Source organism: Kribbella antibiotica, from assembly GCF_004349055.1.
Taxonomy (GTDB): Bacteria; Actinomycetota; Actinomycetes; order Propionibacteriales; family Kribbellaceae; genus Kribbella; species Kribbella antibiotica.
In genome coordinates this window covers 49,035-70,482 of the sequence record NZ_SMKX01000007.1, presented here as the reverse complement: position 1 = coordinate 70,482, position 21,448 = coordinate 49,035, and the positions used below count along the sequence as shown (strand labels likewise).

The 21,448-nt window shown below is 67.2% G+C and carries 19 protein-coding genes; 10 read left to right on the top strand and 9 right to left on the bottom strand.

Features of this window, described 5'->3' with window-relative positions; genetic code table 11:
• Positions 1-65 precede the first annotated feature (65 nt).
• The 4 genes from E1263_RS04135 to E1263_RS04120 all read left to right on the top strand — a co-directional run bounded on the left by E1263_RS04135 (position 66) and on the right by E1263_RS04120 (position 4,532).
• Positions 66-1,124: a hypothetical protein gene (locus E1263_RS04135; RefSeq protein ID WP_132165503.1), complete on the top strand. Its 1,059-nt coding sequence runs from the start codon at positions 66-68 to the stop codon at positions 1,122-1,124.
• Positions 1,121-2,416: a peptidoglycan-binding domain-containing protein gene (locus E1263_RS04130; protein ID WP_132165501.1), complete on the top strand. Its 1,296-nt coding sequence runs from the start codon at positions 1,121-1,123 to the stop codon at positions 2,414-2,416. The genes E1263_RS04135 and E1263_RS04130 overlap by 4 nt, the downstream gene beginning before the upstream one ends.
• Positions 2,417-2,430: 14 nt before the next feature.
• Positions 2,431-3,123, top strand: a complete 693-nt coding sequence (locus E1263_RS04125; protein WP_132165609.1) for an ABC transporter ATP-binding protein — start codon at positions 2,431-2,433, stop codon at positions 3,121-3,123.
• 221 nt (positions 3,124-3,344) lie between these two features.
• Positions 3,345-4,532, top strand: coding sequence for an ABC transporter permease (locus E1263_RS04120; RefSeq protein ID WP_238161065.1), 1,188 nt, complete (start codon positions 3,345-3,347; stop codon positions 4,530-4,532).
• Here E1263_RS04120 and E1263_RS04115 read toward each other — a convergent pair.
• Positions 4,434-5,771 (bottom strand): MFS transporter, encoded by a 1,338-nt coding sequence (locus tag E1263_RS04115; RefSeq protein ID WP_132165499.1) that lies wholly within the window; start codon positions 5,769-5,771, stop codon positions 4,434-4,436. The genes E1263_RS04120 and E1263_RS04115 overlap by 99 nt on opposite strands.
• 28 nt (positions 5,772-5,799) lie before the next feature.
• On the opposite strand from E1263_RS04115, the gene E1263_RS04110 reads away from it, so the two are divergent.
• Both E1263_RS04110 and E1263_RS04105 read left to right on the top strand, forming a co-directional pair.
• A complete protein-coding gene (locus tag E1263_RS04110; protein WP_132165497.1) occupies positions 5,800-6,216 on the top strand; it encodes an acyl-CoA thioesterase in 417 nt (138 codons plus the stop codon).
• Positions 6,213-7,316 carry a zinc-dependent alcohol dehydrogenase family protein gene (locus E1263_RS04105; protein WP_132165495.1) on the top strand — a complete coding sequence of 368 codons (1,104 nt, stop codon included), beginning with the start codon at positions 6,213-6,215 and terminating at the stop codon, positions 7,314-7,316. The genes E1263_RS04110 and E1263_RS04105 overlap by 4 nt, the downstream gene beginning before the upstream one ends.
• Here E1263_RS04105 and E1263_RS04100 read toward each other — a convergent pair.
• On the bottom strand, positions 7,305-7,742 hold the full coding sequence (locus E1263_RS04100; RefSeq protein ID WP_132165493.1) for a YciI family protein: 438 nt from the start codon (positions 7,740-7,742) through the stop codon (positions 7,305-7,307). The two genes, E1263_RS04105 and E1263_RS04100, sit on opposite strands and share 12 nt — an antisense overlap.
• A 165-nt stretch (positions 7,743-7,907) precedes the next feature.
• Here E1263_RS04100 and E1263_RS04095 point away from each other — a divergent pair, with 165 nt between their 5' ends.
• Complete coding sequence (locus E1263_RS04095; protein WP_132165491.1) at positions 7,908-9,341, top strand: PPC domain-containing protein; 1,434 nt, start codon at positions 7,908-7,910, stop codon at positions 9,339-9,341.
• A gap of 93 nt (positions 9,342-9,434) precedes the next feature.
• Entirely contained in the window at positions 9,435-10,862 is a 1,428-nt protein-coding gene (locus tag E1263_RS04090) for a pre-peptidase C-terminal domain-containing protein (RefSeq protein WP_132165489.1), read from the top strand.
• Positions 10,863-10,912: 50 nt separating this feature from the next.
• On the opposite strand, the gene E1263_RS04085 is transcribed toward E1263_RS04090, so the two are convergent.
• From E1263_RS04085 to E1263_RS04060, 7 genes are all read right to left on the bottom strand, one after another.
• Positions 10,913-12,094 (bottom strand): M20 metallopeptidase family protein, encoded by a 1,182-nt coding sequence (locus E1263_RS04085; protein WP_132165487.1) that lies wholly within the window; start codon positions 12,092-12,094, stop codon positions 10,913-10,915.
• A 21-nt stretch (positions 12,095-12,115) separates the two neighbouring features.
• On the bottom strand, positions 12,116-13,681 hold the full coding sequence (locus tag E1263_RS04080; protein WP_132165485.1) for a hypothetical protein: 1,566 nt from the start codon (positions 13,679-13,681) through the stop codon (positions 12,116-12,118).
• The gene (locus E1263_RS04075; protein ID WP_132165483.1) at positions 13,663-14,613 is read right to left on the bottom strand and encodes a hypothetical protein; all 951 of its coding nucleotides are present in this window, start codon (positions 14,611-14,613) and stop codon (positions 13,663-13,665) included. Before E1263_RS04075 ends, E1263_RS04080 begins: the two co-directional genes overlap by 19 nt.
• Positions 14,610-14,783 carry a hypothetical protein gene (locus tag E1263_RS42520; protein WP_165956456.1) on the bottom strand — a complete coding sequence of 58 codons (174 nt, stop codon included), beginning with the start codon at positions 14,781-14,783 and terminating at the stop codon, positions 14,610-14,612. Before E1263_RS42520 ends, E1263_RS04075 begins: the two co-directional genes overlap by 4 nt.
• A gap of 89 nt (positions 14,784-14,872) precedes the next feature.
• A complete protein-coding gene (locus E1263_RS04070; protein ID WP_132165481.1) occupies positions 14,873-15,703 on the bottom strand; it encodes a DUF72 domain-containing protein in 831 nt (276 codons plus the stop codon).
• Between the two features lie 10 nt (positions 15,704-15,713).
• Positions 15,714-16,793 (bottom strand): inositol-3-phosphate synthase, encoded by a 1,080-nt coding sequence (locus tag E1263_RS04065; RefSeq protein ID WP_132165479.1) that lies wholly within the window; start codon positions 16,791-16,793, stop codon positions 15,714-15,716.
• On the bottom strand, positions 16,790-17,371 hold the full coding sequence (locus E1263_RS04060; protein ID WP_132165477.1) for a PadR family transcriptional regulator: 582 nt from the start codon (positions 17,369-17,371) through the stop codon (positions 16,790-16,792). Before E1263_RS04060 ends, E1263_RS04065 begins: the two co-directional genes overlap by 4 nt.
• Positions 17,372-17,596: 225 nt before the next feature.
• On the opposite strand from E1263_RS04060, the gene E1263_RS04055 reads away from it, so the two are divergent.
• On the top strand, positions 17,597-19,096 hold the full coding sequence (locus tag E1263_RS04055; RefSeq protein WP_132165475.1) for a short-chain fatty acid transporter: 1,500 nt from the start codon (positions 17,597-17,599) through the stop codon (positions 19,094-19,096).
• Positions 19,097-19,207: 111 nt separating this feature from the next.
• Positions 19,208-21,439, top strand: coding sequence for a transglycosylase domain-containing protein (locus E1263_RS04050; RefSeq protein ID WP_132165473.1), 2,232 nt, complete (start codon positions 19,208-19,210; stop codon positions 21,437-21,439).
• Positions 21,440-21,448: the final 9 nt, after the last annotated feature.

The window sequence follows — 21,448 nt, the reverse complement described above, 5'->3', positions numbered from 1 at the left end:
AAGAGCATCGGGTGCATATCGGTCCTTCACAGGTTCTTCACAGCCCGCGCGGCACGCTCCACGCCATGAGAACCTCACGGACCGCACTTGCCGCCCTGGCCGTTCTGGCGCTGGCAGCCTGCGGAAACAACCAGGACAAGGCGCCGGTCGCCGGCGACAGCAAGAGCGACAAGAGCCCGCTTGCGGAGTACATGGGCGATGGGTTCATCAGTGCCGGCGGCGGCATGATGGCGGCCACCCGGTCGGTCGGCTCGGGGCAGACGACCGAGGAGGACCTGGCCAAACAGCGCAAGGTCGAGGAATCGATCGTCGGCTGTATGAAGACGGCCGGCTTCGAGTACATCGCGGTTCCGCCGGAGCAGAAGCAGAAGGGGAAGTTCGCCGAGGCATTCGATCTGCCAAAGGACAAGTTCGCCGAGCAGTACGGCTACGGGATCAGCACCATCGACTGGTCCAAGGCCAATTCCGAGGACGACGCGAGCAACCCGAACAAGAAGGTCCGGGACGCCCTGTCCAAGACGGCGCAGACGGCGTACGACGACGCACTGAACGGCAAGGGCGCCGGGAGCGGTACGGCGATCGCGATCGGGCCGAACGGCTCGGGCAAGCCGCAGGACGTCGGCTGCCGGGGCAAGGCCTTCAACGAGGCGTACGGCGACATGTCGAAGAACCAGGACGACTTCAAGAAGTACGACGCGCTGTTCAAGGACCTGGAAGCGCTGAACAAGCGGGTCAACAACGACCAGCGGGTCGTCGACGCGACCAAGGCCTGGTCGGACTGCCTGGCCGACAGCGGTCACACGGGCTTCACCAAGCTGGAGGACGCTCGCGGGTCGATCCAGAAGAAGCTTGACGGGCTTCTCGGGACCAAGCCGGAGCAGCCGGGCAAGGGCGACAACGCGAACGTCACCATCGGCGGACCGCCGTCGTTCGACAAGGTCGACGCGGCCAAGCTCGGTGAGCTGCGCAAGGCCGAGACCGAGCTCGCGGTCGCCGACCAGAAGTGCAAGGCCAAGGCGTTCGACGAGCCGTTCAAGACGGTCCAGTACGCGCTGGAGAAGGAGTTCGTCGCCCAGCACAAGGCGGAGCTCGAGGCGTACCGGGACGGAATGGCGAACCGATGACCGCAGGACCCAAGTCGCGGCGCCAGATCCTGGTCGGGGTGGCCGCGCTCGCGGCCAGCTCGCTCGGGGTCGGCGTCGTGGCCGGTGCCCGGATCACCTCGCCGGAGGACGCGGCCGCCAAGACGGCCGCGCCGAAGGCGTCTCAGATCACGGTGCCGGTCGAGAAGAAGGCGCTGGCCAGCAAGGTCGTCGGCCGCGGTGACGCGTCGTTCGACGGTGCGGTGAACATCCGGGTCGAGACCAGCGGCCTGACCACCCCGGCGATCGTGACCGGGAAGGTCCCGGCGGTCGGTTCGTCGATCGCCGAAGGCAAGGCGCTGCTGGAGATCACCGGCCGGCCCGTCATCGCGCTGGCCGGCGTGCTGCCGATGTACCGCGCGCTCTCGCCGGGCAGCAAGGGACCCGACGTGCTGCAGCTGGAGAAGACGCTCGACCGGCTCGGGTTCGACCCGGGCAGCGTTGACGGCAAATACGACACCGGTACGGCGCGCGCCGTACGGGAGCTGTATGAGCAGGCCGGGTACGACGCGCCGGAGGCGGACCAGCAGCTCAAGGATGCGGTCGACGGGGCCAAGAAGAACACGGATGCGGCGAAGAAGGCGCTGCGGATGGCGCAGTCGCAGCTCGCTCAAGCCAAGAAGGCCAAGGCGCCCGACCTGACGGTCCAGAAGGGCGCGGTCACCGACGCCAAGGAGGCTTTGCAGGACGCCCGCGAGGCTCAGGAAGACGCCGAGCTCAAGGCGGCGACTCCGCTGCCGGTCTCCGAGATCGTGTACGTGAAGTCGCTGCCGCGGCGGGTCGACAAGGTCAACGTCGAGCGCGGCGGTACGGCGAGTGGCGCGGTGATGTCGGCCAGCGGCGCGGCCCTGGTCGTCTCGCTCAAGGTCGACGCCGCGTCCGCCGAGCACCTGAAGGTGGGCATGGTCGCCGAGCTGACGCTGGGCGACGGCTCGACGGTCAAGGCGAAGGTCAAGCGCCTGACCCGCAAGGGCGACTCGTACGACGTCGTGGTCGGACCGGACAAGCTCAACGGCAAGCAGCTCGAGCAGCTCCGGGACGCGAACGTGAAGGTGACGATCCCGGTGAAGAGCACGAACGGCAAGGTGCTGACCGTGCCGGTCGCCGCGCTCTCGGCCGGATCGGACGGCGGTTCGCGGGTCGAGGCCGTGCGCAACGGCAAGACCGAGCTGGTCGGAGTCAAGGTCGGTCTGTCGGCGGACGGGTTCGCTGCCGTTGAGCCCACCGGTGGGGCCAAGCTGGACGAAGGCGATCAAGTAGTGGTCGGAAAATGAGCACCGCGCTCGAGATGTCACCGGTCGCGGTCGCGCTCCCGGCGCCGGTCGTCGAGATGATCGGCGTCCGGCGCGTCTTCCCCGGACCACCCGAAGTGGAAGCGATCCGGGACGTCGACCTCGTGATCCGGCAGGGCGAGTACCTGTCGATCGTCGGGCCGTCCGGTTCGGGCAAGTCCACGCTGCTGCACCTGCTCGGCCTGCTGGACAACCCGAGCAGTGGCATCTACCGCCTCGACGGCGTGGACACGATGAGCCTGAAGGAACGACGACGCGCCGTACTGCGGGGTGAGCGGATCGGATTCGTCTTCCAGTCGTTCCACCTGCTCGCCCACCGGACCGTGCTCGAGAATGTGGCGCTCTCCATGGTGTACGTCGGAGTTCCGCGTCGCGAGCGGATGGCGCGGGCCCGGGTTGCGCTCGAGCGCGTCGGCCTGTCGCACCGGATGGACTTCGGACCGACCACGCTGTCCGGCGGTGAGCGCCAACGCGTCGCCATCGCCCGCGCCCTGGTCGCCGAACCGAGCCTGCTGCTCGCCGACGAACCGACCGGAAACCTGGACAGCGTGAACGCCGAGGCCATCCTCGAACTGTTCGACGAACTCCACGCCGGCGGTATGACACTGGCCGTCATCACCCATGACGACCACGTCAGCGAGCGTGCTCAACGCCGCGTCCGCATCGTCGACGGGACTCTCCAGTGGTGACCCCACCAGCAGGCCCCCCGGACTCTCCCACCGGCGGGCCGTCCACCTCGGAGCCGGCGGCGTCCTCGTCGACGTCGCCGGCCCCGAGATCGCGGCGCAAACGCCCCCGGGTCGCCCTCGCCCGCCTGATCAGCCGCGGTTCCTCGGCGCACTCCTCTCACGCCGAGTCCGCTCGTCCCGATCCGACAGTCGTCGGTTCCGGGCGTCGTTCCAGGCCGGCGGTGCGCGACGTCCTGGACGAGGCGTTGGCGGGCGTTGCGGCTCGTCCTACCCGCCTGATCCTGACTACTCTCGGCACAGTCCTCGGCGTGGCAGCTCTCGTCGGAACCGTCGGTCTCGGGCAGACCGCCGCCGGGCAGATCAGTCAGAAGTTCGACCTCGCGCAGGCGACCCGAGTGGTCGTCGAGCCGGGCGACAAGAACGGGCAGGAGGGTGAAGCGGCGGCCGAGCTGCCGTGGGACGCACCCGACCGGCTCGACCACCTGAACGGCGTCGACGCGGTCGGCACCGTGAGCACGCTCGACGTCGGCTCCGACCTGGTCAGCAGTGTGGCCGGTCTGAACGGCGGCGAGGGCAAGGCGCTGACCGTGATGGCCGGCTCGGCCGGTCTGTTCGACGCGATTCGCGCCGTGCTGAAGACCGGCAAGTTCTTCGACGCCGGGCACGACCAGCGCGGTGACAAGGTCGTTGTCCTCGGCAAGCATGCGGCCGAGCGGCTCGGGATCAACCGGGTCGACTCCCAGCCGGCCGTGTTCATCGGCGACGAGGCCTACACCGTGATCGGCATCCTCGACTCGGTCTCCGGTCGCGCCGAGCTCAACGACGCGGTGATCATGCCGAACGGTACGGCGAAGGCGGCGTACAAGCTGAAGGCGCCGGACGCGATCGAGATCCGCACCTCGGTCGGCGCCGCGCAGCTGATCGCCGGTCAGGCACCGAAGGCGATCGCGCCGAACGACCCGAGCACGCTCAAGGTCGACTCCCCGCCGAAGCAGGGCGCCGTCCGCAAGGGCGTCGAGGGCGACCTGAACGCGCTGTTCCTGCTGCTCGGCGCGGTCGCACTGCTCGTCGGCGGTCTCGGCATCGCCAACGTCACGCTGCTCTCGGTGCTGGAACGGATCGGCGAGATAGGCCTGCGCCGAGCCCTGGGCGCCGCGCGACGACACATTGCCGCGCAGTTCCTGGTCGAGAGTGTGATCGTGGGACTGCTCGGTGGACTACTCGGTACGGCGGTCGGTGTCCTGCTCACGGTCGGAGTCTCGTTCGCGAAGGACTGGACGCCGATCCTGGACAACAAGCTGGCGTTCGGGTCACCCCTGCTGGGTGCGGTCATCGGCCTGATCGCCGGGACCTACCCCGCCTGGAAGGCCTCCGCCATCCAGCCGATCACCGCGCTGCGCGGCGCGTGAGTAAAGCACGGCGGTCGCCGCGAAGCCGAGCGCGATGAGCGCGAGCACCGGGTAGGACTTCCCATTGTCGGGCAGGATCACCGCACCGAGGGCGGCGGCGGAGACCTGTCCGACATTGAAGATCATGTCGTAGAGCGAGAAGACCCGGCCGCGGAAGACATCGTCGACACCCGTCTGCACGAGGGTGTCGACGCTGATCTTCACGCCCTGGGCGCAGAAGCCCGTCAAGAACCCGCCGACCATCAGCGCCGGCTGCGTGAACAGACCCAGCGGTACGACGGTCACCACCGCCGCGGCCACGAACAGCACGGTGATCCAGCGGCGCAGTGGCATCACCCGCGTGGCCCAAGGCGTCACGAGCGCGGCCACGAAGATGCCGGCGCCGACCATCCCGGTCGTGATCGCCAGCGCACCGAACGCCTCGTCGAGGTGATCCGGCCCGTAGAAGTAGTTCCGGTAGAGCAGGATCATCGAGACCGTGATCAGCCCGAAGAAGAACCGCAGCGACCCGATCGCCGCCAGCCCGAGCCCGGCCTGCCGCCGCTCCCGCAGATGCCGGCCGCCGTCCAGCAGTCCCCCGGCGATTGTCCGGAGAGCTTCTTTGATGCCCGGCTCATCACCCTGCAGATCCGGTCCCAGCTGGCCCCTTTGCAGTCTGAGCGCGAGCAGCGCAGCCGCGATGTACACGAGCACTGTCAGACCCAGTACGGCGAGATCCGAGTCGATCAGGATCTTCACCCCGGCGCCGACTCCGCCGCCGACGAGGAAGGACGCCGTACCGGACGTTGGGGTGACTGCGTTCGCCATCACCAGCTCGTCGCGCTCGACCACGTGCGGCAGCCCGGCCGACAGACCGGACAGCAGGAAGCGGTTCACGCCGAGGGTTAGCAACACCCCGAGATAGAACGGCACTCCCGCATTGCCCGCCGCAACGATGACGCCAACCACGCAAACCAGCGCAGCCCTCGTGAGATTCGCCCCGAACAGAATCTGTCGCCGCGACCAGCGATCCAGCAACACCCCGGTGAACGGGCCCAGCACGGAGTAGGGGAGGAGAGCCACTGCGAACAGCCCCGCGATCGCGGCCGCATCGGGCGCGCGCTCCGGCGAGAACAACACGTACGACGCCAGCGCGACCTGGAAGACACCGTCGCCGAACTGCGACGTCAGCCGCACCGCGAACAGCCGCCGGAAATCCCGCCGCCGCAACAACGTCCCGAGATCCCGGATGAACCGCACGCCTGCACCCTAACCGTAAGCTGATCGGATGGACCGGTCCGGCTTCAAGCACTTCCTGCCGATCACGCTGCGGTGGAAGGACAACGACGTCTACGGGCACGTGAACAACGTCGAGTACTACAGCTTCTTCGACACCGTGATCAACGACTTCCTGATCCGGGTGGGCGGCCTGGACATCCACGGCGGTGCGGTCATCGGGCTGTGTGTCGAGTCGCAGTGCACGTTCAAGGCTTCGCTGGAGTTTCCCGGGGTGGTCGACGCGGGGCTGCGGGTCGATCGGGTGGGGAACTCGAGCGTGCACTACGAGATCGGGCTGTTCCGCGCGGAGACTGATGAGCCGGCAGCGACCGGTCGGTTCGTGCATGTGTTCGTGGATCGGAAGGACCGCCGGCCGGTGCCGATTCCGGCCAGTCTTCGTGAGGCGCTGGAAGGGATCACCGGATGATCGTGCGCGGCGCCGTACTGCGGGAGATGGGTCTGCCGAAGCCGTACGCCGAGTCGCGGCCACTGCGGATCGAAGAGGTCGAACTGGCGCCGCCTGGGCCGGGTGAGCTGCTGGTGCGGATCCGCGCTGCCGGTCTGTGCCACTCCGATCTGTCGGTCATCGACGGTTCGCGGCCGCGGGTGATGCCGATGCTGCTCGGGCATGAGGCCACTGGTGAGGTGGTCGAGTCAGGCGCTGCTGGTTTCGCGGTGGGTGACACGGTCGGGTTCGCTTTCGTCCCAGCCTGTGGGGATTGCGGTCCGTGCGCCTCCGGCCGGGCGGCTCTCTGCGAACCCGGCGCTGCGGCGAACGCAGCTGGCAGGCTGCTCTCCGGCGTACGGCGTCTGGACGGGGTTCACCACCATCTCGGCGTCTCGGGATTTGCCGACCATGCTGTCGTCTCAGCGCGGTCTGCCGTGAAGATCGACCCGATGCTGCCGCCTGAGATCGCCGCCCTGTTCGGCTGTGCGGTCATGACCGGTGTCGGCGCCGTGGTGAATACCGCGCAGGTCCGCGCCGGCCAAAGTGCAGTCGTCTTCGGCCTAGGCGGTGTCGGGCTGGCGGCGTTGCTCGGTGCCGCCCTCGTCGGCGCTCACCCGCTGGTCGCTGTGGACGTCGTACCGGAGAAGCTTGAGCTTGCGCTGTCCCTTGGTGCCACTCATGTCGTCCCCGCCGGCCCGGACGTAGTAGAAGGGGTCCGCGATGCCACCCGTGGCGGCGCCGACTACGCCTTCGAGACCGTCGGCAGCGGGAAGGTCCTCGAACAGGCCTACGCCGCCACCCGCCGCGGCGGCACCACCGTCACGGTCGGCCTCCCGCATCCCTCGCAAACCTTCAGCATCCCCGCGGTCAGCCTCGTCGCCGAAGAACGCACCATCAAGGGTTCCTACCTCGGCTCCGCGATCCCCAGCCGCGACATCCCGCGCTACATCGCCCTCTACCAAGCCGGTCGCCTCCCGGTGGACCGGTTGCTCAGCGCAACCGTCGCCCTCGAGAACCTCAACGAAGCCTTCGACACCCTCGCCGCCGGTACGGCGATCCGTCAGGTACTAGTCCTCTGACCGCCGCGCGTCGAGCACCGCCATGGTGTTCTCCTCGCGCGCCCGCGCTTCCGGCGTGAAGTTGTCGCCGAAGTCCTCCGCCGTAGCGACCCGCCTGAGCTCGATCCCCGCCGTGTTCCCGTGGTCCGCCGCGAAACACCGCTCAGCCCACTCCTGAGCCTCCTCACGAGACGCGACCTCGATCAGACAGAACCCGGCGATCAGCTCCTTGGTCTCCGTGAACGGCCCATCGACCACGCGCGCCTTCCCGCCGTCCGGCACCAGCCGGAACCCCTCCGAGCTGGGCAACAGCCCCTCGCCCGCGAGCAGCACGCCCTTCTCAGCCATCTCGGCCATCACCTGAGTCATCTCGTTCAGGCTCTGCTCACTCGGCTGCTCCCACGCCTCGGAACCCGCGCTGGCCCGCATCATCATCACGTATCGCATGGGCTCATCCTGCTGTCCGGACCCGGTCAGCTCAAACGTTAAATCCGGCGAAAAATGTATACAGCGGGCCAAGTCATCGGGCAGGCTACGCACAGTGCGTTCTCACACACCGCTCGTGAGGCTAAGTCAAGTGAGACACGCGGAGTCCCTGAGGAGGACCCCTCTATGCACACCCGCCCCCGCCGTATCGGTGCCCTCGTTGGCGCCGGTGCCGTAGCGTTCGGCGCCCTGGCCGTTGTCGCCGGCAACTCGGCCACCGCCCAGCAGTCCGCTCCCGCCCCCACCCCGATCGACCAGTTGCTCGGCAAGGAGCTCCAAGGCAAGACCGCGCTCGGCCTCGTCCAGTCCCGGCTCACAGAGCTTGCCGACCGCAACGGCATCGCCGCCGCCAAGCTGCAGCAGATCCTGGCCACCGACAAGACCAGCTGGCTCGACCGCGACGGCAAACTGTTCTTCCGCGAGCCTGTCAACAGTGCCAAGACGGCAGCCCCGGCTTCCCCGCGCTGGGCGACCAAGGCAGTTGCCGCGGCCACCGGTCCGGCGTTCGAACTGCACAGCAAGCCCGGCTCGAACCGCGTGATCTACCTGGACTTCGACGGCCACACCATCACCGGTACGGCGTGGAACACCGGCGGGAAGCCCGCCACGGTCAACGTCACGGCGTACGACACCGACGGCAACCCCGGGAGTTACAGCACCGCGGAACAGGACGTCGTACGGGATGTTTGGGCTCGGGTGGCCGAGGACTACGCGCCCTTCGACGTAGACGTCACCACGCAGGCACCGGCCGAGTCCGCGATCACGCGCTCTGGTTCGTCCGACCAGCAGTACGGGACGCGGGTGCTGATCGACCCGACCACTTGGTACCAGTCGGGTTGTGGCTGCGGCGGAGTCGCCTACGTCGGCGTCTACGACAGCACCAGCCAGCACGCGTACTACCAGCCCGCCCTCGTCTTCACCAAGGGTGTCGGCACCGGCGCGAAGAACATCGCCGAAGCCGCCGCCCACGAGGCCGGACACAACGTCGGCCTGAGCCACGACGGTACGGCGTCGGTCGGGTACTACACCGGTCACGGCGCCTGGGCCCCGATCATGGGCGTCGGCTACTCCAAGGCGATCAGCCAGTGGAGCAAGGGCGAATACTCGGGCGCCAACAACAAGGAAGACGACTTCGCCGTCGTCGGCCAGAACGGCCTCGCCCTACGCGCCGACGACCACGGCAACGCGACCAGCAACGCCACCGCGCTCACGCTCGGTACGGCGGCCTCCGGTGTCTACGCCAACGACACCGACGTCGACGTGTTCGGCATCGACCTGGCCGCCGGCACCTTCACCTTCGCCGCCAACTCCGGTGGCGACCTGGACATCAAGCTCCAGCTGCTCGACTCGGCCGGCAACGTCGTTGTCACCGCCGACCCGGCCGCCGGACAGTCCAACTCGGCCACGCCGACCGGTCTGAGCGCAAGCATCAGCCGCCAGGTCACGGCCGGGCGCTATTACGTGCGGGTCGACAACGTTGGCTATGCCAGCCCGCTGAACACCGGCTATTCGACGTACGGGAGCCGTGGCGCGTACACGGTGCGTGTGACAGCCGGCTAGGTACAACCAGAGCTGCCCGGGGCCGTCGTTCCCACCGAGATCGACGGCCCCGGGTTCTGGGGGGAACAACCGCCCAACCCCTGGAGGACCTTCGTGAGGAAACAACTCCGCCGTACTGGCGCGCTCGCTTGCACTGCCGCGGTCGTAATAGGAGGCCTCGCTGTATCGGCCGGCGCCCACGCCGCCGCACAACAGCTCCCGCTCGACCAGCTGCTCGGACAGCCCACCCCCGGTGTCAAAGCACTGGCTCAAATCAAGAGCCGGCTGGCTGAAGTGGCCGCGAGCAACGGACTGCCTGCCGACCAGTTGCAGCGCATTCTGGCCACCGACAAGACCGCCTGGCTCGACGCCGGTAGCCGCCTGTTCTACCGCGAACCGCAGCTGACTCCGACGCAGAAGTCCGAAGAGGCGTCGCCGCGCTGGGCTACGGAGGCCGTCGACGCGGCGACCGGTCCGGCGTTCGAACTGCACAGCAAGCCCGGCTCGAACCGCGTGATCTACCTGGACTTCGACGGCCACACCATCACCGGTACGGCGTGGAACGCGGCGAAGTCGATCGACCCGGTGAACGTGTCGGCGTACGACACCGACGGCAACCCGGCGAGCTACAGCACCGCGGAACAGGACGTCGTACGGGATGTGTGGACGCGGGTTGCGGAGGACTACGCCACCTTCGACGTCGACGTCACCACGCAGGCGCCGGCGCAGTCCGCGATCGACCGGGCCGGTGCGTCGGATGCGCAGTACGGGACGCGCGTGCTGATCGACCCGGACACCTGGTACCAGTCCGGCTGTGGTTGTGGCGGTGTCGCGTATGTCGGTGTCTATGACAACAGCAGCCAGCACGACTACTACCAGCCTGCGCTCGTCTTCACCAAGGGTGTCGGCACCGGCGCGAAGAACCTAGCCGAGGCAGCCTCGCATGAGGCCGGCCACAACGTTGGTCTCAGTCACGACGGCACTTCGACCGTGGGTTATTACCAGGGCCACAACGCCTGGGCGCCGATCATGGGCGTCGGGTACTACCGCGGCATCAGCCAGTGGAGCAAGGGTGAGTACGCCGACGCCAACAACAAGGAAGACGACTTCGGCGTAGTGGGTACGCACGGTCTCGCACTGCGCGCGGACGAGGCTGGTGACACGACTGCCGCCGCTGCCGCGCTGGCGATCGGCACGACGGCCACCGGCTACATCGCGGCCGAGACCGACACCGACGTCTACAAGGTCACGGTGACCACGGCCGGCAACTACACGGCAACCGCCAACGCTGCCGCGTCCGGTGGAAACCTGGACATCAAGCTCGACCTGCTCAACAGCGCCGGTGCCGTCGTCGCCTCGGCCGACCCCGCCTCGGGCCAGAGCGATGCCGCGACTCCGACGGGTCTCGGCGCTTCGGTGACCGCCAACCTGGCTGCGGGCACCTATTACGTCCGCATCGACAACGTCGGCTACGGCGACCCGCTGAGCACGGGCTACACGACGTACGGCAGTCGCGGCGCGTACACCGTCAAGCTCGCCTGACCCCTCGAACCCCTGCGGCTGGCCAAGATCTGGCGTGGGCCAGCCGCAGGTCAGGTCAGATGCGACACGGCCAACTGCGCCAGCGCCGCGGCCTGCATCGGAAGCACATCGTCATCGAAGCGCACGATGCTCGAGTGATTGGACGGAGCCTCATCGGCCGGTACGTCGTCGGGGCGCGCACCGAGCATGATGAACGTCCCCGGCACCTCCTGCAGCACCATCGAGAAGTCCTCGGCCCCCATCTGCGGATTGGCCGTGAGGTGCACATGCTCCGGTCCGAAGAGCGTGGTCAGCTCGCCGATCGCGTGCTGAGTGCGATCGGCGTCGTTGATCGTCACCGGATATTGCAGGTTGAGTTTGGCATCGACCGTGCACCCGTGCGCTGCCGCGATCGACTGCGCCAGCACCGGCAACTCCTGTGACAGCTGGGCGAGCGTCTCGTTCGACAACGTCCGGACCGTCGCGCCGAGCTTCGCCGAGTTCGGGATGACGTTGATCGCGACGCCGGCCGACAACTGCGTGACTGTGATGACTACCGGGTCGAACACACTGACCCGCCGCGTCACATACGTCTGCAACGCCGAGACAAGCTCGGCCACCACTGGCACCGGATCCGCTGTCGTATGTGGAGTCGACCCATGCCCACCACGCCCATGGACGGTGACGTGCAGCTGGTTCGAGCCCGCCATCATCGTTCCCGGCCGGGTCTCGAATATCCCCTTCGCGGCAAGGCCCCACACGTGCACGGCATACGCCGCGATCGGCTTGTCGCCGCTCGCCGCCAGCAATCCCTCCCGCAGCATGTACCCCGCGCCACCCAGCCCTTCCTCACCAGGCTGGAACATGAACACGACGTTCCCGCGCAGTTCCTCGCGATGTGCACTCAGCAACTGCGCCGCGCCGACCAGTCCCGCCGTGTGCAGATCATGACCGCAGGCATGCATGTTCCCGTTCTCCGAGGCATAGGCCAGCCCCGTCTCCTCCACCACGGGCAGCGCATCCATATCCCCGCGCAGCAGCACAGTCGGCCCCGGCTGCCCACCGCGCAGCACGCCGACTACTGATGTCACCTCGCGCCCCGTCGAAACCTCCAACGGCAACCCGGCCACGGCATCAAGCACCCTGGCCTGGGTCCGCGGCAACACCAACCCCACCTCAGGATCCCGGTGCAACTCCCGCCGCAATTCCACCAGTCCCGCCTTGAGTTCGCCACTGTCTCGCACCAGATCCATCCAGCCACCGTACCCTCGCGATCACGGACCCGGCGCGTCCTTGAAGACCCGGTGAGTGCCAGTCGGGTCGACGTGGAAGACGAAACCGTGCGGGGTGGTCCACTCCAGCGTTGTCGGGTTGATCCGCTGTACCGACCAGCCCGGGGCATGCGTCTTCACCCGATGGTTGAGTCTTCCCAGCGGGGCAAGGTTGTCCGTCGCGGTCTGGCCCGGTGGTCCGAGTGGATCGTAGGCAGTGATGTGGTCGAGATCGATGTCGCGGTGGGTCTCGCGGGTGCCGAACGGGAAAAGCTCGACGGGGTGCGCGAGCCGGACGCGCTCGCGGATCCGATCGGGGATCTCGTAGGCATTGACGCTGATCGCTTCGCGCAGATCGATCACGGGCTTGACGACGTACGGGGTGTGGCCGATCAGTTCGTGAAGCTGGGTGGCGATCAGCGGGCCGATGCCCTCGGCTCGCAGGACGCCGCTGCCGGTGGCGAGCGTGTAGTCGGTCAGGTGAACGTAGAGCTCGGTCTTACCGGGGCGGCCGGACGCACGCTCACTGTCGGTCTTCGAGTAGGCATCCTGCTTGACCTGTGCAAGCCGCGCGTCAAGCGCACGCTGCGCGGCAGCATCCATCGGTACGCCGTCATCCGGGGCGGGGGATGAGCTCCAGGGCTCAGCCGTGAGCCGGGCCTGAGCATCGAGTGGGTCGGGCAAGTCACTGATGCTGGGATGCGGCGCGTCGCGGTCGGCTTCGTCGTCTGGCGCAAAGTCGACCGGCTCGGGTGCGGGCGGGGGCACCTGGAGCGCGGTGCTCGTCGACTGGTGAGCGCGGGCCTGGGCGAGGAGCTCCTCGGTGTAGCGGGGGTCGGCGATGATGCCGACGGCAGTTGCTCGGCGACATTGGAGACCGCGGGTGTCGCCAAAGGTCTTCAGCGCCTCCGCGATGCCGGCGATGGTCGCGTCATACCGATTCACGGCTCCGGCCGAGGCCTTGATGAAGACGGTCTTGGTCCCGTGCTCGTCGGACTGGCCGATATGCACGCCACGCTCGCGGGCTCGCGCATCAGCCTCCGCGCGAGCGCCGGCCGGATCGGCGGCATACTTCGCTGCGCGCACGATCTTGCCCAGCCGGTACGGCGTGATCGAGTCGATCAGCGCGGCGATCCGGCGATCGACGTACGCGGCGGCTTCTTCGCTGAGATTGATGCAGTCGGCGACGATTCGGGCCGCCTTCCAGGCGGTCGCTTCGCCGGACAGGACGCGCGCCCAGGTGAACGGGAAGCGATGGCGCAGGCCGAGGGCGTTGCCGATGTAGCTCGAGGCGACGCGCGGTGAAACGCCGAGCATGACCCCGAACTCGGTGATGGCGAACTCGACGATGGGTGGACAACCCTCGCCGCCCAGCACAACGGAACGCTCCCGCCCGTCGGCCGAACGGCGGCCGGGGCGGTTGGGCGTGTTGTCGGGGTGGAAGCGGTCGGCGTAGACGAGGGCCGCCTCGAACTGGCGGACGTTGGCTCGATTGGCGACGGAGACGTATCCCGCGACCGAGTCGAGCAGATCGGTCGTGGACAGGGCAGTCAGATCTTCATCGAACATGGGTTCCTCGCAGGCCGGGACCTCGGAGCAAGCCCAGTCGAGCCAGGTGCGGGTGGCGGTGTGGCGGTGGGGCTAGCGATACCGGCGAACGCTGTGTGAGTGGGATGGGGCGGGTAGAGCGACTCGGCTCGGGCGATTTCGGTGTGGAGCTGAGAGAGGAAGGTCTGGGTGACGGCTTGGGCGCGGGCGGTCGCTTGCGGGTGCGGCTGGAGCACGAGCGGGTCGAGGGTGCTCAGGTGCTTGCGGAGCAGGTAATCGAGGTGGAGACGGGTTTGCGGACCTGAGGGCTCCAGCTCGGGGAGGCGGGTGGAGTTGTAGTAGAGAGTGCTGAGCACGTCGAACTGGCGCTCGGCGGTCTGGTTGTTGAGGGCGGTGAGGACTGTGCCGGGGGTCAGGGCAGCGCGCGATTCGAGATCTGACGTGAGCATCCGGACGGCAGCGACGTACGGGGCGTAGTGGCCGTTGGTCCGGAAAGAATCGATGCCGGGGGCAACCTTCTCGATGCCTAGGCGGTGCAGATACTCGTTGAGGTGAGCCTGGGACCAGGCCTCGGCTACGCCTTCTTCGAGTTGGCGGCTGCCGGGGCGGATGAAGCCCTCGCGGGCCGCCTCCTGGGTTGCGCCGTCGGGGCCGAGGAAGTGCGAATGCTCGTGGAGGATCGTGGCGATGGCCTCGCGGTAGCGGGCCAGGTGCGGAGTGGGGTGGTGTTTGCCGGCCAGGGCATACATCTCGCGGACCGGGTCGAGGATGGACTCGCGGTCGAGATGCAGCGTGCCGTCCCAGTGGGCGAGGCCGAGGACGTCGCCGTCCGACTCGACGATCCGGCCGTTCCAGGCGGACTGCTGCGCACCGGACAGCTCGAGCGCCGCCGATCCACTGCGGAGCAGGAGCTCCTCGAGGGAGGCCGGCGGAGTGAGAGCTCGGGTGCTCACGGCCGGTACGCCGTCGCCAGGCGGATGAGAGAGTCGGCGGAGCGCCGGATTCGGGCTCGCTCGTCCGGATTGTCGGTGGTAGCGGCGATCTGCTGCAGCTCCGCGACTAGCATCTTTGCGCGGGCTCGATGCTCGGCGACAGTGCTCCGGGGTGTCTCGACGTGCTCCATGGGTTTCTCCTCCGAGGTCGAATCTCGGCAGAGAAGATACGAGGATTCACCTCGCGTTCAGCAGGAAACTTTCTTCCTGTGGATAACCCTCAGAACAGCGTGGGCGGTTCGAGCGAGACCGGCTCGGGCAGCGGTTCCAGCAAGGGCAACCGCTGCCGAAGAGTGCTGTGGAAGAGGCGAGCGAGGTTGAGCGCCTCGGCGTTGTCCGGCGTGTGCAGGAAGATCGTCGGCGAGCGGCCTTCGGTGAGCCAGGTGTGCACCAGCTCGACGAGGTAGGTCCACCCCTCGACGGTCTCGTCGACGGAGTCGCGGCCGATGTAGCGCACGATGGGGAAACCGGTGAGCGCGACGGCACGGCGAGCGACCCGGGGTTTCTTCATCCAGGCATCACGTTCAGCCAGGCTGCTCGCGGGGCGGCCGAACAGAGTGCCGGTGTCGAAAGGGACCCACTCGGCCCCGGTCTCGGCCAGGATGGATTCCAGCTGCTGCGCGACGCGGGGATCGTCGAAGAACGCACGGTGGCGGACCTCAACGGCGTACCGGTGTTCGCGGGGTGCGCCGCGCAGGAAGGCGGCCAGTGTGCCCAGGTCGCCGGGCGCGAACGATGCGGGGAGTTGCACCCACATCGCGTGATTGCGGAGACCGAGCGGCTCGACCGCGGCAGCAAACGCGTAGAACTCGGCCGCGATGGCGCTCAGACGACGTTCGTGCGTGATGGTCTGCGGCAGCTTCATGACGAAGCGGAAGTCGGGCGGCGTCTGCGCGGCCCAGTTCTCCACCGACGAGCGCGCGGGGATCCCGTAGAAGGTGGTGTTGCCCTCGACGGCGTTCACCCACGTCGCGTACGACGCGAGTTTGTCGCGGGACGGTTGCGGCCACGCGGGATGCGTCCATTGAGCACATCCCACGTGGAGCCGCATACCTTAAAACCTAGCGCTCGACCTCACCGCGGATGAACTTCTCCACCAGGTCGCGGCAGACGTCGTCGGCGTACTGCTCCGGCGGCGACTTCATGAAGTACGACGACGCGGACAGGATCGGGCCGCCGATGCCGCGGTCCTTGGCGATCTTCACCGCGCGGATCGCGTCGATGATGATGCCGGCCGAGTTCGGCGAGTCCCACACCTCGAGCTTGTACTCCAGCGACAGCGGGACGTCGCCGAAGTTGCGGCCCTCGAGCCGGATGAAGGCCCACTTGCGGTCGTCCAGCCAGGCCACGTAGTCCGACGGGCCGATGTGCACGTTGCGCGGGTCGATGTCGTCGACCAGCTGCGAGGTGACGGACTGGGTCTTGCTGATCTTCTTGGACTCCAGCCGGTCGCGCTCCAGCATGTTCTTGAAGTCCATGTTGCCGCCGACGTTCAGCTGGTAGGTCCGGTCGACGGTGACGCCGCGGTCCTCGAACAGCTTGGCCAGCACGCGGTGCGTGATGGTGGCGCCGATCTGCGACTTGATGTCGTCGCCGACGATCGGGACGCCCGCGGCGGTGAACTTGTCGGCCCACTCCTTGGTGCCGGCGATGAAGACCGGGAGCGCGTTGACGAACGCTACGTTCGCGTCGATGGCGCACTGGGCGTAGAACTTGGCCGCCTGCTCCGAACCGACCGGCAGGTAGCAGACCAGTACGTCGACCTGGGCCTCACGCAGGGCAGCTACTACGTCCACGGGGGACGCGTCGGACTCGGTGATCGTCTCGCGGTAGTACTTGCCGAGACCGTCCAGGGTGTGACCGCGCTGCACGGTGATCCCGCTCGGCGGCACGTCGCAGATCTTGATCGTGTTGTTCTCGCTGGCGCCGATGGCGTCGGCGAGGTCGAGGCCGACCTTCTTGCCGTCGACGTCGAACGCGGCGACGAACTCGACGTCGCGGACGTGGTACTCACCGAACTGGACGTGCATCAGACCGGGGACGCGCTCCTCAGGCTTCGCGTCACGGTAGTAGTGCACGCCCTGGACGAGCGAGCTGGCGCAGTTGCCGACGCCGACGATCGCTACCCGGATCGAGGTCATCTGGAATCTCCTTGGTCAGGCGGTGGGGGATGTTGGGAGGAATGCTGACGCCGCTCGCCGTCGATCAGCTCGTTCAGCCAGCGGACCTCGCGCTCGGCCGACTCCAGGCCGTGCCGTTGCAGCTCGAGGGTGTAGGTGTCGACCCGTTCCGCGGTCCGGCTCATCGCGGCCCGGAAGTTCGCCAGCCGCTCCTCCATCCGGGCGCGCCGGCCCTCGAGGATGCGCAGCCGGGTAGCCGGATCGGTCCGGCCGAAGAACGAGAACCGGACACCGAACGTGTCGTCCTCCCAGGCCGACGGACCCGCATCGTGCATGGCGTGCGCGAAGTGGTCCTTGCCGTCGGCGGTGATCGTGTAGACGATCTTCGGCCTGCGCCCGGACTCCGGCGTACCGGGGTCGGCGGTGATCAGGCCGTTGCGGAGCATCACCTTCAGGCACGGGTAGAGCGATCCGAACGACAGCACGCGTCCCCAGCCGAACTGGGCGTTGACGCGCTTGCGGAGCTCGTAACCGTGCATCGGCGCTTCGTGCAGCAGACCGAGTACGGCGAGCTCCAGGACTCCACTGCGGTTTCCCATGACCCACCTCCTCGATCCAGTTTGTCAGAACCTGATGTATCGGTTCGATACATCGCTCCGCCACTGTAAGCAGAGCTCCGACCTGTGGACAACTCATGACAAAGGTCAGCTTTGTCACCTCCCGACTGAGTCATCACGGGGCGCGCGCCGAGGAAGCTGTTACGTCAGGCGCCGATCTGCGTTAATCGGGTGACACCCAGCGTCGCGATCCAGGAGCACAGCGTCATGACCGACCACGGAAAGCACGCCAAGCACGAGCTCGAGGCCGAGACCCCGCTGGCCCGGGTGGCGCTGCGGTTCACCGCCTTCACCGAGAAGTGGTTGCCGGACGCCTTCGGCTTCGTGCTGGTCGGCACCTTCGTGGTGCTGCTGTTCGGGCTGGTGACCGGTGAGCCGTTGCTCAAGCGCCCGGATGATCCGGCCGCGACCAAGGGGTTCGGGATGGTCGATGCCTGGGGCATCGGGTTCTGGAGCCTCATCACGTTCACGCTGCAGATGGCGATGATCATCATCGGCGGGTACGCCGTCGCCACCAGCGGACCGGTCGCGCGGCTGATCACGCGGTTGGCGCGGATCCCGAAGAACCCGCGGAGCGCGGTGGCGTTCGTGGCCGCGGTCGCGATGCTCGCGTCGTACCTGAACTGGGCGTTCAGCCTCATCTTCGCCGCGATCCTGGCGCGCGAGGTGGCGCGGAATGTGCCGAAGGCCGACTACCGCGCGTTGGGCGCGATGGCGTTCCTCGGGCTCGGAACGGTGTGGGCACAAGGATTGTCGGGTTCTGCGGCGCTGCAGGTTGCCAGTGCGAGCAGCAGTCCGGCGCCGGTCCAGGAGGTCATCAAGGCAGGCGGTCGCGCGAGTGGTCTGATTCCGCTGAGCGACACGATCTTCACCTGGCAGGCCTTGCTGGCAACGCTTTTCGTGTACGTCGTAGGTGTGGTGATGGCGTGGTTCATCGCACCGGGTGAGGGCAGTGCGCGGACCGCGGGCGATCTCGGGGTCGAGCTCAAACCCCTTGTCGGGCGTGGATCCCCCTATAAGAAGAGTGGAGCCAACGGTCAGCACGAGGAGAGCGCGAAGCGCCGGCCGGGTGACTGGCTTGAGCATTCGCCACTGTTGAGTCTGTTCATCGTCGCGCTCGGTGTGATGTATCTGATCCGCTACTTCGACGGCAAGAGCTTCGTCAGTGCGCTGGATCTCAACACCGTCAACCTGATCCTGTTTCTGCTCGCCCTCCTATTACATTGGCGACCGTGGCGGATGGCGCGCGCAGTGCGCGACGGCGCTCCCGCGGCGGCCGGCGTACTGCTCCAGTTCCCCTTGTACGGCGGCATTTTCGGAATGATCGCGTATACCGGCATCTCCGCCCGCCTGGCCGGCTGGTTGGTGCAGGCAAGTAGTCAGTTCCTGTTCCCGCCGCTGGTGGCGATCTACTCGTGCATCCTCGGAATCTTCGTGCCGAGTGGTGGCAGCAAGTGGGTCATCGAGGCGCCGTACGTGCTGCAGGCGGCCAATGAACTCAAGGTCGACGCAGGCTGGATGGTCATCGTCTACGACCTCGGTGAGGCGAGCGCGAACCTGTTGCAGCCGTTCTGGATGTTGCCGACGCTCGCTATTTTGGGGCTCAAGGCCCGCGACATCATGGGCTACACGTTCACCATGTTCCTGGCCTGTTTCCCCGCAGCGTTACTCGCTGTGACGTTCCTGGCGCCGCATGTCATCGGATGATTCGCCCCGGAACTCCTGACTTGGTAGCCTCCGGAGCGGATTCGGGCCCGTTACCACACCCGCCGTAGTCTGTGGGGCAATGACTTCCGCGAGATCGTCGAGGATTGCACAGTGAGTGAAGCTCGTAGAAAGGCCGCCCCGGCGCGCAAGGCCTCCAAGCCTGGTCGGGTCAAGAGGCACTGGGCGCTGCGCGTTCTCGGCTGGCTGCTCGCGCTGGGATTCCTCGGCATCATCGCCGGTACCGCGGCGTTCTTCATCATTTACCAGCGGACCGAGATCCCGGACGTCAACAAGGAGTTCGAGGCCAACACCACGACGGTGAAGTTCGCCGACGGGGCGCAGCTCGGCCGGTTCTACGACCAGAACCGGACCTCGGTCCCGTTGAAGCAGATCCCGAAGCGGGTCCAGGACGCGATCCTGGCCGCCGAGGACCGGACCTTCTGGACCAACCCCGGCATCTCGCCGACCGGCATGGCCCGAGCGGCTTTCAACATCGCCAAGGGCGAGCAGTTGCAGGGTGGTTCGACGATCACCCAGCAGTACGTGAAGATCATGTACCTGAACCAGGACCGCACGGCGTCCCGCAAGTTCAAGGAACTGTTCATCGCGACCAAGCTGAGCCGCCAGCAGGACAAGAGCGAGACCCTCGAGGGCTACCTCAACACCATCTACTTCGGTGAGGGTGCGTACGGCGTCTCGGCCGCTGGGCAGGCGTACTTCAAGACCCCCGACCCGAACAAGCTGACCGTCCCGCAGGCCGCCTTCCTGGCCACGGTGCTGAACAACCCGACGCTGTTCGACATCGACAACAAGGCGAACCACAAGCGGATCCTCGAGCGGTACCGCTACGTCCTCGACGGGATGCGGCTGAGCGGCACGATCACTGAGGCTGACCAGACGAAGTTCGCGAAAGCGCTGCCGAAGATCAACAAGCCGGAGAAGAACAACAAGTACCGGGGCCCGAAGGGCTTCCTGCTCGACATGGTGAAGAAGGAACTGCTGCGCCGCGGCTACACCGAGAACCAGATCACCAGTGGTGGGTACACGGTTGTCGCGACCTTCGACTCCAAAGAACAGCAGAAGATGGTCAATGCGGCCGAGAACGAGTTGCCGAAGAAGCGGGACGGCCTGCACGTCGGCATGGCGGCGGTGAAACCCGGTACCGGTCGGCTGATCGCGATGTACGGCGGCCCGGACTATCTGAAGAGCCAGTTGAACTGGGCCACCTCCAAGGCCCGCCCCGGGTCGTCGTTCAAACCGTTCGCGGTGGCCGCAGCGCTCCAGGACGGCTGGACGATGGGTACGCAACTGCAGGGCAACAGCCCGATCGAGATCCAGGGTCAGGAACTCAACAACGAGTTCAACCATGACTACGGTCCGGTCGGTCTGCGGATGGCGACCCAGGAATCGATCAACACCGCCTTCTACGACCTGGTCGACAAGCAGATGACGGACGGGCCGGACAAGCTCGTCACCGCCGCGGAGGCGGCCGGTATCCCGAAGGGCAAGTACCTCGAGGACGGCCGGAACAACCCGTCCACCGTGCTCGGTCCGGACCCGTACGCGTCCGCGGTCGACATGGCCAACGCCTACGCGACCTTCGCCGCCGGTGGCAAACAGGTCGAGCTGCACACGATCAAGAGCATCACCGACCACGACGGCAAGGTCATCTTCACCGACGAGAAGCTGAAGGAAACCCAAGCCTTTCCCCCGGACCTCGCCGCGCAGGTCAACGACATCCTGGTCGACGTCGTCAAGAAGGGCACCGGTGAGGGCGCCAAGGACCTCGACCGCCCGGTGGCTGGCAAGACCGGTACCGCCGGTGGCGTTGCGGCCGAGCACCGCGCCGAGGACAAGAAGTGCAACGGCTGTCTGGCCGGCGGCGACACCCTGACGTCCTGGTGGACCGGATACACACCGGACCTTTCGACCTCGGTGGTCTACCGGGCGGGTAAGGACGGTGAGTCCGACCTCGACCCGTACTCGAAGGACGACGCGTTCTTCGGTGGTAACTGGCCGCTGAAGACCTGGCTCGAGTACATGAAGACGTCCCCGTCCCTCGACGGGAAGGACACGCCGTTCGCGGACGTCAAGGAGACCGACGACTTCGAGGATCCGGTCATCCCGTCGAAGACCCCGACCAGCACGCCGTCGAGCACGCCGACCAACACCCCGTCCGGCCCGCCGACCGGCACCCCGACGAAGACACCGAGCAACACCCCGTCCGGCCCGCCGACCAGCACCCCGACGAAGACGCCGACCAGGACACCCGGCTGGCCGACCTTCACTCCACCGGGCGGTGACCCGGAGAATCCGGAGAACCCCGGCGGCGGTGGCCAGTAGTCCAGCCGC